14 protein-coding genes are annotated in these 13812 nt (G+C 48.1%); 5 read left to right on the top strand and 9 right to left on the bottom strand.

Annotation, left to right across the window (positions count from 1 at the left end):
- Positions 1-41 precede the first annotated feature (41 nt).
- Positions 42-962 (bottom strand): phosphodiester glycosidase family protein, encoded by a 921-nt coding sequence (locus tag AM1_RS10670; RefSeq protein WP_012162849.1) that lies wholly within the window; start codon positions 960-962, stop codon positions 42-44.
- Between AM1_RS10670 and AM1_RS10665 the strand changes: the two genes are divergently transcribed.
- Both AM1_RS10665 and AM1_RS10660 read left to right on the top strand, forming a co-directional pair.
- A complete protein-coding gene (locus tag AM1_RS10665; protein WP_012162848.1) occupies positions 961-1806 on the top strand; it encodes a pentapeptide repeat-containing protein in 846 nt (281 codons plus the stop codon). The two genes, AM1_RS10670 and AM1_RS10665, sit on opposite strands and share 2 nt — an antisense overlap.
- A gap of 137 nt (positions 1807-1943) precedes the next feature.
- A complete protein-coding gene (locus tag AM1_RS10660; protein WP_012162847.1) occupies positions 1944-2702 on the top strand; it encodes a M15 family metallopeptidase in 759 nt (252 codons plus the stop codon).
- A gap of 18 nt (positions 2703-2720) precedes the next feature.
- On the opposite strand, the gene AM1_RS10655 is transcribed toward AM1_RS10660, so the two are convergent.
- The 8 genes from AM1_RS10655 to AM1_RS10620 form a co-directional block, all read right to left on the bottom strand.
- Positions 2721-4100 (bottom strand): UDP-glucose dehydrogenase family protein, encoded by a 1380-nt coding sequence (locus tag AM1_RS10655; protein WP_010467737.1) that lies wholly within the window; start codon positions 4098-4100, stop codon positions 2721-2723.
- 106 nt (positions 4101-4206) lie between these two features.
- Positions 4207-5130: a UDP-glucuronic acid decarboxylase family protein gene (locus AM1_RS10650; protein ID WP_012162846.1), complete on the bottom strand. Its 924-nt coding sequence runs from the start codon at positions 5128-5130 to the stop codon at positions 4207-4209.
- Between the two features lie 191 nt (positions 5131-5321).
- Complete coding sequence (locus tag AM1_RS10645) at positions 5322-5888, bottom strand: Npun_F5560 family protein (protein WP_012162845.1); 567 nt, start codon at positions 5886-5888, stop codon at positions 5322-5324.
- Between the two features lie 238 nt (positions 5889-6126).
- Positions 6127-6621 carry a tetratricopeptide repeat protein gene (locus AM1_RS10640; protein WP_012162844.1) on the bottom strand — a complete coding sequence of 165 codons (495 nt, stop codon included), beginning with the start codon at positions 6619-6621 and terminating at the stop codon, positions 6127-6129.
- 69 nt (positions 6622-6690) lie between these two features.
- On the bottom strand, positions 6691-8151 hold the full coding sequence (locus tag AM1_RS10635; protein WP_012162843.1) for a DUF58 domain-containing protein: 1461 nt from the start codon (positions 8149-8151) through the stop codon (positions 6691-6693).
- Positions 8148-9089 (bottom strand): AAA family ATPase, encoded by a 942-nt coding sequence (locus tag AM1_RS10630; RefSeq protein WP_010467746.1) that lies wholly within the window; start codon positions 9087-9089, stop codon positions 8148-8150. Before AM1_RS10630 ends, AM1_RS10635 begins: the two co-directional genes overlap by 4 nt.
- Positions 9086-10231: a DUF4350 domain-containing protein gene (locus AM1_RS10625; protein ID WP_012162842.1), complete on the bottom strand. Its 1146-nt coding sequence runs from the start codon at positions 10229-10231 to the stop codon at positions 9086-9088. Before AM1_RS10625 ends, AM1_RS10630 begins: the two co-directional genes overlap by 4 nt.
- Entirely contained in the window at positions 10228-10905 is a 678-nt protein-coding gene (locus AM1_RS10620; RefSeq protein WP_012162841.1) for a DUF4129 domain-containing protein, read from the bottom strand. Before AM1_RS10620 ends, AM1_RS10625 begins: the two co-directional genes overlap by 4 nt.
- A 126-nt stretch (positions 10906-11031) precedes the next feature.
- Between AM1_RS10620 and panD the strand changes: the two genes are divergently transcribed.
- The 3 genes from panD (at position 11032) to AM1_RS10605 (ending at position 13718) form a co-directional block, all read left to right on the top strand.
- Positions 11032-11427 carry an aspartate 1-decarboxylase gene (gene panD / locus AM1_RS10615; protein ID WP_012162840.1) on the top strand — a complete coding sequence of 132 codons (396 nt, stop codon included), beginning with the start codon at positions 11032-11034 and terminating at the stop codon, positions 11425-11427.
- 92 nt (positions 11428-11519) lie between these two features.
- Positions 11520-12797, top strand: a complete 1278-nt coding sequence (locus AM1_RS10610; RefSeq protein WP_012162839.1) for an FAD-dependent oxidoreductase — start codon at positions 11520-11522, stop codon at positions 12795-12797.
- A gap of 510 nt (positions 12798-13307) precedes the next feature.
- Positions 13308-13718: a hypothetical protein gene (locus tag AM1_RS10605; protein WP_012162838.1), complete on the top strand. Its 411-nt coding sequence runs from the start codon at positions 13308-13310 to the stop codon at positions 13716-13718.
- Positions 13719-13812: the final 94 nt, after the last annotated feature.

Raw genomic sequence — 13812 nt, 5'->3', positions numbered from 1 at the left:
CTTACTTCCTAGCTGCTGGAGTGGGCGAGGGCATGATTGATTCAGGGGGCGTTTTGTAAAGAATTGAACTGGGCATCAGCCATTTCCCCTATGGGGGAGGCATAGATACCCAAATGGGTTGCAACGGGTCGTTCATTCATGGGCCACTTGCCATGGATCGGCGCATTCAACAGTTTCGCTCCAGATCGGGTAGACGTTACTAACGTTGTGGATCCGCCACCATCGAGGTTGAGTGCAATATCAGCTCCAATCTGTTTGATCAGTTGCTCAATATCAGCAAAAGTTGCTCCTTCACTGTAGTCGGGTTGTTTGCCATCTACTACAATCAGCCAGAGGGTTGTCCCGGTTTGGTCCAATGCTGCGATTGAACGCGCATAGGGTTTATCTGAGTCCAACTGTAGCGGTTGATCAGGGTGAAGGATATAGTTACCCGCTACAGCATGAAGGGTATCAGATGGACAATGTCCCGTTGCTACAATTCGGCCCCGCTGGCTTTGATCAAAGCAGAGAACAGGCCACTGTTTCTGCGGAGGAGAATAGGGTTGTCCCATGCTAATGGACTGTCCTAATACATTCACCCGACCGCCTGTATGAGGCGCATAATCCCAAGGGGTTTTTTCGTTGAAATGATAGAAATAACCTGCGTTCATGGCTAACTGCAGGCGAAACTGGGTGAGAAAGGCTGAGGTTGGTTGGGCACGGAACTCATTGTCATCGTCTGCAGGCTGCCCTGGGGTCGCGATCACTCGAATACCAGGATGGGTGAGATCAATCTTAGCAATATGAACGATATAGGGGCGCGGAGAAGTATAAACTTGCCGTTGGTAGGTAATACCGGCAAACAACTGCTGTATCTGAGGGGTTTGGGCCGGACGTTGCCATTGTGATCTGCCATAACAGTATAAAGGGGTTAGTAAACTAAAACAGATGGCTGCCCATCCCCAAATTCGTAATCGTTGCATGGCTAAAGTACACAAGTGGTCTAACCGAAACCTACGGAATCGTTCATTTCGAGGTCAGAATTTACAGCAGGCCAATTTTAGTGGTTCTGATCTTCGAGGATGTAGTTTTGATTTGGCTCAATTACAAGGGGCCAATTTTGATCGAGCCAGGGTAGGTTATGGTCCTGAGTCTATCTTAATTGGACTATTAGTCGTTATCGATTTTGTAGGGCTGGCCTTTTATGCCATGAGTCAGATGCTCTTTGGTGCATTAGGTCTCACATTGGAGATCCCAACCTATCCTTACCTCTTAGCCTTGCTTGGTTTGCTGGCGAGCGCTGGTATCAGTAGTGCAATTTGCCCCAGTCGGAAACGAGTCAAACCCATCGCAGCTCTGACCACAGGTGCACTACTAGGTTTCTTCTATGGAGGGGTGATGCTCAAGAATGATCCTCAAGCGGCTGTCCTGACGGCCTGTATTGGGGGCGTCTTCAGTCTGGGGATGAGTGTGATGGCCAGGACTCGGCTGGTTACCGTGGCCATCTATACCGTCGGTGGGTGTGCTGCTTATGGAGTTTGCTTTTTTAGTAGCACTCGAGCGAGTAGTCTCTTGAATGTCCAACAACTGGTGGCAGGGATCGCTTGGAGCCTCCTCTGTCTCGTCTTTTTGGGGATAACACTCCAAGTGATAGCCAACCTTGTCACAGAACTCAAAGATTTTGCCCACACCTCATGGCGAGGGGCTGATTTATCAGATGTCAATTTAGATGGCATTCAGCTAGACAGCTACAAAAGAAGCCGGTATGGATTACACAACGAACAGGTGAACGCTAGAGAGCCTGTAAAATCTGTATCATCAGGCTAGCGATAGTCATGAGTCAGCTTATGGTTGTTGGAGTTGTCAGCCCTTGGGGATGGTCTGATGGAAGCCTTCAGCACTAAGTTAAGAGATGCCATCACTACCCTACCCTCTGTGTATTCCCTCTAGTTTGAGTTTTTGGTATGCCGATCAGCAAACCTTATTTGCAAATGCCGATTGTTGAATCGGGAGAGACGTTGTTACCCATTCCTCAGGATCTCTTTGCCTTTGAAACACCTCATCCTTATGAAGTTTTAGGTGCACCCTATGAACAGGCCTCTCCCTATTTCCTCCGGAAGAGCGTGCTAGCGGCTCTCCAAGCTGCTCAAAACTACTTACAACAGCTTCAGCCTCATTGGCAAATTATGATCTTTGATGCCTATCGCCCCATTGCGGTACAGGCTTTTATGGTGAATTTCACCTATGACCAAGTACTCAAAGAGAAAGGCTGGCATGCAGAGACCTTATCGTCCAGTCAAACAGAAGCCGCGTGGCAGGAGGTCTATGGATTATGGGCTCCCCCCAATTTGGATCCCAAGTCACCTCCTCCGCACAGCACTGGCGCTGCAGTAGATATCACTCTGTTTGATCAACAGACAGATGAGCCTGTGTTTATGGGATCTGAGATTGATGAATTGTCGGTGCGATCGCATCCCCACTACTTTGCAGATCTGGCCCAAAATCCTCAAACCCCACCCAACGAAAAACGGCTTGCAGAGCAAGCCGATCAAAACCGTAGAATGATGTGCGATGCCATGAGCCAAGCAGGCTTCCAACGGCATCAAAACGAATGGTGGCATTTTTGTTTAGGGGATCAGATGTGGGCCTGGCTCAATCAGCTTGAACAGCCTCATCTGATTTTTAAGGCCCGCTATGGCCGCATCGAGCCGGTCGGATCTTAAGCTCGATGCGGCCGGGAATTAGTGGCCAATGCCAACATATTGGAAGCCAGCCTCTTCCAGCATCTTGCGATCCAGGTAATTACGACCATCAATGATTACAGGATGCGTCATCAGCTCGGCCATCCGCTTGTAGTTCAACGTCTCAAAGACATCCCAGTCCGTGACTAGAACCAGGGCGTCGCAATGATCGGCTAAACGTTCAACATCCGTTTCTACGCTGACATTGGACAGACCATGACTGGAACCACTTTGGGACAATAAGGGATCATAGGCTTTAACCTTGGCCCCTAGGCGATTAAGCTCGTCAATCAGGGTGAGGGCTGGTGCGTCTCGCATATCGTCTGTATCGGGCTTAAAGGTTAAACCCAGTAGACCCACAGTTTTCCCCTTTAAAATTTTCAGGGTCTGCTGGAGCTTCTCAATCACGATCACACGCTGATGCCGGTTCACTTTGATGGTGGACTCTAGCAAGATCGCTTCATAGCCATAGTCCGTAGCTGTATGCACTAGGGCAGATACATCTTTAGGGAAACAAGATCCCCCCCAGCCGAGGCCCGCTTGAAGAAACTTGCTGCCGATCCGGGAGTCTAAACCAATGCCTTTGGCGACCTGCACCACGTCAGCACCTACGCGATCGCAAATATTAGCCACTTCGTTGATAAAGCTAATTTTGGTAGCCAAAAAGGCATTCGCAGCGTACTTCACCATTTCTGCAGAGCTCAGATCCGTGACCACCACGGGGACAGGTGGGAGAGATTGATCTTCTGCGAACTGACGTTTGACGATGGGCTCATAGAGTTCCTGCATTTTTGCGATCGCATTGGGATCGGCCCCTCCTAAGACGATGCGATCGGGGTTAAAGGTGTCAAAGACAGCAGAGCCTTCCCGGAGGAATTCAGGATTACTAACGACGTCGAACAAGCCTTTGCTGTCTAAATTAGAGGTGTCGATTGCTTCTCCAGCCTGCTTTTTAGCATCTGCTAGGCCATCCAAGACAATCATCTTCACCCAGTCCCCTGAGCCAATCGGCACCGTCGACTTATTGACAATGACCTTATAGTCACCCGTTAAGTGGGAACCAATCCCTCTAGCCACCGCTTCAACATAGCGGGTATCACTCTCCCCTGTCGGCAGTGCCGGAGTTCCCACAGCAATAAACAAAATATCACCATGTTCGACACCCGCCTTTAAGTCCGTTGTGAACTCAATATTGCCAGCATCAATGGACTCACGCAGAATTTCTGATAGGCCAGGCTCAAAAATAGGGGACTGACCAGCCTGCATGACTTTGACTTTTTCTTCGTTGTTATCAACACAAATGACGTGATGACCAATGCGAGCTAAACAAGCGCCAGTCACTAGACCGACATAACCTGTTCCAATCACACAGACTTTCATATAAAACTCCTATATAACCAGCAATGTATTCAAGGGCGCATCGTCAAAGGGGAAATAGAGTACTGAGCTGCCTAGGGCAGTGGGTCCTCTAATTTTGCAGTTTTACCTAAAGTCGAGTTCGAAAATGTTCAATGGTACGTTCCAAACCATCTTTCAACGGAATGGTGGGTTGCCATCCTAATTCGGTTCGAGCTTTGGTAATATCCGGCTGACGTTGTTGTGGGTCGTCTGCTGGTAAAGGCTTATATTCAATGGCGGCATCCGGGTTGACCATAGATTGAACGGTTTGGGCCAACTCTAACACCGTATACTCATCGGGATTACCCAAATTGATGGGACCAATACTGTTCCCATTCATCAGTCGCATTAGCCCATCAACCAAATCGGAGACATAGCAGAAACTACGGGTTTGTTTGCCGGAGCCATAGACGGTTAAAGGGATGCCTTTCAACGCTTGCACGACAAAATTACTAACGACTCGCCCATCTTGCTCCAGCATCCTGGGACCATAGGTGTTGAAAATGCGAGCGACTCGGATGTCGACGTTATTTTGACGATGATAATCAAAGGCTAGCGTTTCAGCCACTCGTTTACCTTCGTCGTAGCAGCTACGGATGCCGATGGGATTCACATTTCCCCGGTATTCTTCCGTTTGAGGATGTACTTCTGGGTCTCCATAGACTTCTGATGTAGAAGCCAAGAGCAATCGGGCCTTAATCCGCTTGGCTAGCCCTAACATGATCAAGGTGCCCATTACATTCGTTTTAATGGTTTTGACGGGATTATATTGATAGTGGACAGGCGAAGCAGGGCACGCTAAATGATAAATTTGGTCCACTTCCAGGCGGATCGGCTCTGTTACGTCATGGCGAATAATTTCAAAGTTGGGATTGTCTAACCATTTCAGAACATTATGTTTACGTCCCGTATAAAAGTTATCCAAACAAATCACTTCGTGATCGTCTGCCATCAAGCGGTCAATTAAGTGAGATCCAATAAAACCAGCACCACCGGTGACCAATATTCTCATAATTAGGGCTTTTCACAACAAAAATTGGACTGGAAGGTAACAATATGGCTACTGCTTCCTAAGTTTGCCTGACAATTGAGAAAAGCGCTATGTCTTGGCATGAAAATAAATCTCTATCCAGGACTGAAAGAACAACATTGTCGAGCGTTGAATCTAAAGTGGGAGCTGGATTGACCGATCTCGGCTCCGCGTTATTTCATTCGCTTTATGGATGATGATGTCCGTTCGCGGGCGGCTTTGCTGCGAGCAGGTAAGGACATTCTATCGGTTGTTGAGGGATAGTTAGAATCCTGCAGGGCTGAGTATAATCTGCGATTTTCCAACTGCAAAGATTTCACTTTCGTTTTGACATGATTGAGCCGATTGGAAAATTTCTGACGATAGACTTCCGGTAATTCTTGAATGACATGCTCTAGCATTTGGTTGCGCTCGCTTAGACTTTGGCAAGAGTTCTGTAGATGCGCGATTTGTGTATCTCGCTTGTCAATTTGGGTTTGATAAAACTCGATTTGGGATTCCAATGCGGTCAAGTCCCCTGTACTGTTCTCGGGAGCGGGGGAGGTAGGCATTGGGAGGGCTGGAGTCGCCGGGGTCAGCCCCTGGGCAGGTGGAAGGGCTGCGGGATTCGCTTTAATCAGCCGATACAGCTCAGTTGAAAGCTGATCCACTAATTGATCTCGCATTTGTATTTGTTGGTTCAACTGCAGGATTTCAGCTTGAACATCTCTGGAAGAGATATGGGGTTGGGAATAATCCACGCCTTAGCAACTCCACTGGTGATAAAGACTAGTCTGCCATTTGGGACTGAGGTTATTGTTCACCCCACTCAATGCAGAATTTATGCCTAAGACATTCTTGGGGTCGGGGTGAGTGTCTATTGTCACTCTAACATTCCCATTTTTGGGCTGAATATTATCTTGTCGTCATTTTTATGATCTTATCCTGCACGCTATGGCATTGTGCTCAAACTGAGAGGAGAGATCTAGATCCGGACCATCACCCCAACCATACTAAGCCTCCTAGGACTAGCAGGAGTGCAATGAGGGCAACCCCAACAATATTGCTTTCTTTGGTGTCGACTTGGCTCCAATCAATTGGTTCTGGTTCAGGGGGGTGAGGTTTAGGAACGGATGGTGTGAAGGTGCCGACGCCCATCCGTTCGTTGACATCTTCTTCATTGACATCGCTTAAATCAGGGATTTGGGTCAGCCATTCTGACTTTTTCTCGAGTTGCGGGGCTTCTAAAATGTACAGCAGTCGCTTACTTTGCTTGCGAGTTTCCCAGTGAGCATGCATCTGTAGTTTGCGACATAGACTAATGGCCTCTTGCTGTTGTCCTGCGGCTTGATAGGCCGTCACCAGCCACATTTGCATTTCACCGTCCAAAGGGGAATTCCGATTGACTAAAGCGATGGCTTGTAAAAAGGATTCTACAGCTTCTCGATAGCAACCATGTTCAAAGGCGTCACGGCCCTTGGTATAGGCGCTCATTATTTGCAGGTGGGTATCGACTTCGGAAGACACGGTGAATAGACGGTTGATTCAGGTAGGCCCTGCATTTTACAAACGATTACGGGCTTTTAGCAAGAGATATCGATCCACCAATTGCTCACTAATGCCGGGGGCTGGGGCATCTAATACCAAGACACCTTGTTGCTGCAGTTGAGCAAAGGCAACGGATCGTTGATGGAGTAAGTCTAATGCGACTGCTTGTTCGTATAACTGCTGGATTTGTAAATCCTTAGCGGTTTCGGTCAGTGCCAAAGCTTGGTGGGCCTGACTGTCGACTAAGGGATCGCGGAGGGCCACACAGAAAGGCAAAAATCTAGGGGATAGACGAGCCATAGCGGCTAGGAGTTCGCTGGATGCGATCGCATCCACAATATCCGTCAGCAACACCACTAAAGCCCGCCGGGTATATTGGCTGAGCACCCGACTGGCCACCGCTACATAGTCTGATTCCGTCATCACCGGTTCTAGGTTATACACCTGCTCTAGAATCCGAGAGAGGTAGGAATTCCCCGATTGCGGCGGAATCCAGGTGTGAATATCATTGTCAAACACACAAACGCCCACACGATCACCCCGCCTTAGTCCTGCCATGGCTAAGGATAGGGTTGCATTTAAAGCCCAATCAAACCTCTTGAGGCCTGCAACCTGAGCCGTCATCAGCCGTCCTCGATCGAGCAAAATCAAGAGGGGCTGGTCTCGCTCAGGCTCACAGACGCGAACCAGGGGGTGTCCTCGACGGGCCGTAGCTTTCCAATCAATCAGTCGTAGATCATCACCCCGATTGTACTCCTGTAATTCGGCAAACTCGGTTCCTCCTAAGGTGCGCTGACGGCGACGTAAGCCGCCTGCTGCCTCCAAACTTAAGCGCACCGACAGTAACCGCAACCCCATTAAGTCAGGGTAGACATCCACCTCCGTCTCAATGGGAATTTGCCAAGCTCTCCAGGCGAACCCTTGAGGGCTCAGCAACCGTAAGGTTACGCCTTGCCATTGAAAGGCTCCCCGTTGGGGGGGAAACACATGATAGGTAACGTCGGTGTCAGTGTGGGGGGCAATTTGCAGAATCAGGGTTTCCTGGTCGACTTGAAAGTCTTGAGGATAGCTATCTCTAAGGTGCAGTTTGGCTTGTCTGGCTTTGCCAGGGCCAGAACCAACGGTCACGGTTAAGTGAATGGGGTTATCTCGGCCAATGGATAGTCGTGGGTCACAATGGCGAGTGATTTGAATATCCCACCGTTGCGATCGCTGGTAATCGACCCAGGTTACCATCAACACCACAATGTCGAAGAGAAGCATGGCCGCCCAACCTAACTCGATGCCATCTCCTGGAATCCAGGCCAGACCTAAGGGGATAAGGAGTCCCAGCCCTAATATCAAATACAGCCGAGATGTTGGCAATAAATGAGGAATAGTGGGCTGCGGGGGACTGGGTTTTGCTGGCGGCTGTACCACCGAATCAGATTGCCGATGAAAGGGAGAAATAAACTCGGACTGAGAAGCGTTAGTCATCGAGGTACCGGGACGCGGGTCAGCAAAGTCTGAATGACTTGGTCCATTGACACACCATCGAGCTGGGCTTCAGGTTTCAGGATCAAGCGATGTTGTAGTAGAGGGGCAGCAATCGTTTTCACATCATCCGGTGTCACAAAATCCCGAGCGGCTAGCCAAGCATGGGCTTGAGCAGCCCGTAGCCAACCCACGGCTGCTCGAGGAGAGGCCCCTAGCATCAACTCCGTTTGTTGCCGACTGGCCATCACTAGCTCGAGCAAATAATCGAGCACTTGGCCTTCGACCCGGATTCGACGCACCTGTTGCCGTGCCTCTAATACTTGATCAACCGTAATGACGGGCTCAAGGGGCATTTGCTTTAAATCCCGTGGCTCGAAACCACTGAGGATATTGTGGAGCATCTGTTGTTCGGCTGCTTTACCAGGGTAGGAGACCACCAGCTTTAGCAAGAATCGGTCTAACTGGGCTTCGGGTAGGGGGTACGTGCCTTCAAACTCCAGGGGGTTTTGGGTGGCAATCGTCCAAAACAGCTTTGACAGGGCAATGGTTTTCCCATCCAGCGTGACTTGCCGCTCTTCCATCGCTTCGAGCAAGGCCGCCTGGGTTTTGGGTGGTGTGCGGTTGATTTCATCTGCTAGCAGAATTTGGGTAAAAATCGGACCCTTGCTAAGGGTGAAGCTTTTACTATTGAAATCAAAAATATTGGTCCCCAAAATATCAGCCGGTAAGACATCTGGGGTGAGCTGAATACGCCGAAAATCTGCACTAATCAGCGTAGCGAGTAGTTTAACAATGAGGGTCTTGGCCGTTCCTGGGACTCCTTCGAGAATGACATGCCCCTCTGCCAAAAGGGCAATCAGCAGCCCTTCGACGATAGCGTCTTGACCGATGACGATTTGGCTAAGCTGCTGTTGCAGTTGTTTAAAGGATGGGTTCAAGGGAGATCCTGCAAAATAGCGTCGGCTTTATTGACCCAAGCTAACAGAGTCTGATCCGTGATCGACTGCTGGCCTGATGGTTGTAATAACTCTAATAACTCTTGGTCATTCCGTCCAGATATCATCGACCATTGAGCGGCTAAGGCGGTATCGGTGGGGAGTTGACTATCCATCTGACTGGTTAGCCCTAGCTGTTGAGCTAAGGATTGTCGCAAATATTGGCTGAGCTGTGTGAGGACCAATTCTCGCTGATTGGCATGGTTCAAAGTTCCTGCCAGGGATTGAATATATTGCTGGCTATTATCTTTGGATGCTTGGGGTAAACGTAAGGGTAAGCCAAACCGATGATTGTGCCCCCAAATCCAAAGCAAGGTCATTAAGACACCTTGGGTGGCCATGGCGGCGACAGGAGTTTGGGCAAAAAACAACCAGAGATTCTCAGGATTGCGGGCATCTTCGGCGGACTGATTTTGTTGGTCGCGATAGCCATGTAACCATTCATCCATCCAAATCGTCTTCGACTCAGGCACTAGCTGTTGCAAAAATAGGTAATTGCCAGGCTGATCGCCATAGATATTGGCTCCAATCCAAGGATAGGTGGCAAAAATCATCTGGCCTTTGCCAAATGACTGTGACCAAACGACGCTGCCATAGTCATCTTTGAGATGGCTTTGCTGTTTAGAACCAATCTTTTGACGCCGAGCAGTTTCGATTCGGACCGGACCGGCTTCACTGACAAGATCACTATTAAACGAGGCTGCGGTTACAGGACCATCCCAGGTTAAAAGAATAACTGTATTCCCTTGCGATACCCATGAGTCAAAATTGTCCCAAGAAGGGGCCTTCTCCCTAGCCTCCTCTAGGCTTGGAGTAATGCGAATCAAGGTTTGATTCTGGCCTTGTAACTCAGAATAAGGTTTTTGCCAGCGATTGATGGAGTAGCCTTGTTCGACCATAAAGTCATACCACCCTCGGTAGCCTTTATTGGACCGACTATAGGTTGACCCGTCTTGCTGATTGGGTGCACTGAAAAAGAGCAGAATGAGCAAAGCCGCTGCGGCTAAGATTGCCCATAACCATCTTTTCCCTGGCCCTTTGCTGGGGGTAATGCGGGTGGGGGAGGATTGGGCCGTTTGGGTCATGGGTTGACCTCAGGGGGCTGGTTCAACTCTCCGTCTAACGTTTCATAGGCTTGCTGACAAGATTGAAAAGTCTCAGAGGTGACGGATTCAGCTCCATAGTAGGACGCGTCATGGACTTGAAAAATCTGCTGCCAAGTCGTTTGTAAACGGGCGGGTTTAGCCTTCAAAACCCATTGAGATTCTAATCGGCGCAAATATTCCTGGTTGGTAAAGGCATGATCTCGGTAAATCCAGCCTGTTTCTTCTAACCGCAGTAGTAAGGCCATATAGAGGGCACGACAGCCCTTGGCGTAATCCCCATTCTTTTGAGCCTGGATCGCTTGTTGCAGCCAATCTTGTACTGTAGTGTGATCTGCAATGAGAGGCTGCTGAATGGCATCGCTCAGGGCTATCTTTCTAGAAAACCAGCGTCGCCAACCCTTGAGTTGCTGATAGAGGGCTCGTAAAACCCAAAGAGCAATTAACACGGCTAGTACCCGAGCAATCCACAGCAGAATATCGCCCCACCACGTGGGTGTATTCAGGCTGGCTGCTTCGTTGCCCCATACCCAATTGCCTAAACGTTGCCATTGAAACTCAACCCATTCACCGGTTTGTCGAACGGAGTTCTCTGCTTGCCAGAGTACTCGATCAAACTGGCTCACAGCACTGATTAAGGGTATGGTAGAAGCCATAGTCCTGAATTTCAAGTAGGCGTTGGCTCGAACACAGGGTTCAGCTCCCTATCTTAGAGTACGTAGGTGAGGATCGGTGTTCTGACCTACAGTCAGACTATAAAGACTGACAGTAGAATGGTCTATATGCATCGCACCTTTTTATTCTCCAAGATCCATCACTGCACACTTACAGAGACGAATCTCGAGTATGTGGGCAGTATCAGTATCGACCAAACGTTATTGGATGCGGCTGGGATTGTGCCCTATGAGCAAGTTCAAGTCGTGAATATGAATAACGGTGAGCGACTGGTCACTTATGCTATTCCAGCTCCTGCTGATTCTGGGGCTGTAGAGTTAAATGGTGCAGCAGCACGACTGGGTACCCGGGGTGACCGAGTCATTATTATGACCTATGCCCAGTTAACATCGGAAGAAATCGAAGGGTTTGAACCTCGGGTTGTATTGGTGGATCAAGAAAATCGTGTGATTGAAGATGCACCTGTTGTGAATGCGTCAACCCCGGAATTGTGTTTGACGTAAGCGCCTGGGATTTCCTGTGCATTGATAACGCTGTGATTTTCAGTGAAATGGGATAATTGGCACATGTTCTGATTCCTTAGAGCAGGTACATTGTGGCTGATCGGCATGTTGTGATTGTGGGAGCAGGTCCTGCTGGGCTTTTACTAGCGGTATACCTGTTAAAACGACCTGGATATCGAGTCAGCGTGTTTGAGCAGCGGGCTGACCCTAGGCTAACCCCACAAGTACAGAATCGAACCTTTCCCATTTCATTGCAGGAGCGGGGGCAACAGGCCCTTCGCTCAATATCTGGCCTGGAACAGGCTGTTGCCGATCGCAGCACGGTTTGTAATGGCACGATCATGCATCAAGCTTCCGGGAAGAGCCGGGCCATTCCTCGCAAGATGTCTAGCTTGATGATTGATCGCTTACAGATGGTGATGGTCTTGCTTCAGTTTTTATCAGACCAGTACTCATCTGATCAGTTGGTCATCCAGTTTAATTGTCGATGTACTCACCTCAATTCAGCCGCGCAAACTCTTCAATTTGAGCAACCCGACGGTGAAGTCATCACCCATACCTATGATGTCGTTGTGGGGGCAGATGGGGCTCGTTCAAAGTTAAGAGAGGCATTGGTTGAACAGGTTAACTTCCCCTGCGAACAAACTTTAATTCCCGATGCCTATAAATCAGTCTTTCTGACTCAGCCAGAAGATGGTGCACCACTGGCTGTGGATAAAGTCCATACCTTGAATTTACCCAACAATGTCCGCATGATGTTGGTCCCTCAGGGAAATACACAGCTCAATGGTGTGCTGGTTTTTAAGCGTGACCATAGCCCCATCGCCCAATACAACACCAAAGAAGAGATCCTGGCCTTTGTCCAAGAGAATTTTCCCCGGTTTGGTGCACTGATGACTCTGGATGAAGCAGACGCATTATTGTCACGGCCTGTGGCAAACGTTACCACAGTTCGATGCCAACGGTTTCATGAAGGTTCGAATATTCTCTTAATTGGAGATGCCGTTCATGCGGTGTCGGCTTCCATTGGTCAAGGCTGTAATTCTGCGCTGCAAGATGTGTGGGTGTTTAATCAACTCCTAGATCAACACCAAGATAACTGGTCTCAGACCCTACCAGCGTTCTCAGACCAAAGAATTCCCGAAGTTCATGCCCTTCGAGAACTGTCAGACTATTCTTTTCCCCGCAATAAGTTGCTTGTGACTGAGTTTATCTTGCGACTTCAACTTGGCCGTATCCTCAATCGCTGGTTTCCCAAACGATTTCCTCCATTTCTATTTGACCTTATATTTGACTCCGATCTTCCCTATTCTGAAGTTCTCAAAATTCATCAAGGTTGGATTAATAAAGTTAAAGCATCAACCCGTTAGAGATGACATTATGTTGATGCTGGATGAACGAGAATCGTCCGCCATTTTTTTATCTTAAAAATTATTCTCGAAAATAATATTGACAGCCATTTACTCAAGAAAGATTTTTACATTTCAAATCTTTTGAGCTATTACTTCTGGAACATTGGCAAATAGATATTTTTAGATTGCTACTCATAATGAGTTCTACTTTTCTCCATCTTTTTCCTGCTTTTTTCTACAAAAGTCTACTCAAACCTCTATTTTCTTCCTCGAAATTAGACTGACATGCGGAGCATTTGTATATAAGTTCATTTTTATGAGCTTAAAAGTAAATATCAAAATTTAACTTTCCTGCAAAATTGAATAGGTGATTTAACGCTTTTTTGCATTATTAGTCACTGTTTTGGTTTTTTAAAGTATTTATTTGATTACTCGTATGGAAATACTCAGAGGCTTCCTTGGGTATTTCTCATTGAAAGATTTTGTCTCTCTGGAAATACAATTAATCCCTTATAAAAGGAGAACCTAATGACTAGCTTACAGTGTTCAAAACAGCTCGGACTTGCTGTTGGTGCCATTGCAGTATCCAGTATTATACAAGCCACCTTTTTGTCGGATTTGGCGTTAGCGGAAATTGAGAATAAGGCGATTGCCCCAAACTTTGGACCATCTAAAGTATCTCTTTGTCAGGCCAGTCTCCATCAGGGTTCAGGAGAACTTTTTGATTATTCACAGGCTTTTGCAGTCCCTACCAGCCGGCCTGTTAAGATAGCAACTTCTCAACGCACTGGTATATTTACTGCGTTCCAAACGGCTACCTATACTGAGCAATTAAAGCCTGCACCTTCTAATGCTGGAGGCTTTGTCTGGTGCAAACCGTGTCCATATTATCCAGCACCTAATGGTTGCTGGGCATTTGTGGGGGATTGTCCTACGTAATCAGTGATTGTTTCAGTGGTCTTTATGTTAATTTCCTTGAATAACAACTTATCCGAGTGAAAGCCATAACCCCATCGCTGAGCACGATCTAGTG

This window comes from Acaryochloris marina MBIC11017, assembly GCF_000018105.1.
Lineage (GTDB): Bacteria > Cyanobacteriota > Cyanobacteriia > Thermosynechococcales > Thermosynechococcaceae > Acaryochloris > Acaryochloris marina.
The sequence above is the reverse complement of the archived record's forward strand: the minus strand, read 5'-3'. Positions and strand labels throughout refer to the sequence as shown.

What these genes read in the sequence shown, in the direction of transcription:
- AM1_RS10620 (WP_012162841.1), bottom strand. Translation starts at nt 10,905, where the DNA reads ATGGCTTCTACCATACCCTTAATCAGTGCTGTGAGCCAGTTTGATCGA.
- AM1_RS10605 (WP_012162838.1), top strand. Translation starts at nt 13,308, where the DNA reads ATGACTAGCTTACAGTGTTCAAAACAGCTCGGACTTGCTGTTGGTGCC.
- AM1_RS10625 (WP_012162842.1), bottom strand. Translation starts at nt 10,231, where the DNA reads ATGACCCAAACGGCCCAATCCTCCCCCACCCGCATTACCCCCAGCAAA.
- panD (WP_012162840.1), top strand. Translation starts at nt 11,032, where the DNA reads ATGCATCGCACCTTTTTATTCTCCAAGATCCATCACTGCACACTTACA.
- AM1_RS10670 (WP_012162849.1), bottom strand. Translation starts at nt 962, where the DNA reads ATGCAACGATTACGAATTTGGGGATGGGCAGCCATCTGTTTTAGTTTA.
- AM1_RS10640 (WP_012162844.1), bottom strand. Translation starts at nt 6,621, where the DNA reads ATGAGCGCCTATACCAAGGGCCGTGACGCCTTTGAACATGGTTGCTAT.
- AM1_RS10650 (WP_012162846.1), bottom strand. Translation starts at nt 5,130, where the DNA reads ATGAGAATATTGGTCACCGGTGGTGCTGGTTTTATTGGATCTCACTTA.
- AM1_RS10660 (WP_012162847.1), top strand. Translation starts at nt 1,944, where the DNA reads ATGCCGATCAGCAAACCTTATTTGCAAATGCCGATTGTTGAATCGGGA.
- AM1_RS10635 (WP_012162843.1), bottom strand. Translation starts at nt 8,151, where the DNA reads ATGACTAACGCTTCTCAGTCCGAGTTTATTTCTCCCTTTCATCGGCAA.
- AM1_RS10655 (WP_010467737.1), bottom strand. Translation starts at nt 4,100, where the DNA reads ATGAAAGTCTGTGTGATTGGAACAGGTTATGTCGGTCTAGTGACTGGC.
- AM1_RS10665 (WP_012162848.1), top strand. Translation starts at nt 961, where the DNA reads ATGGCTAAAGTACACAAGTGGTCTAACCGAAACCTACGGAATCGTTCA.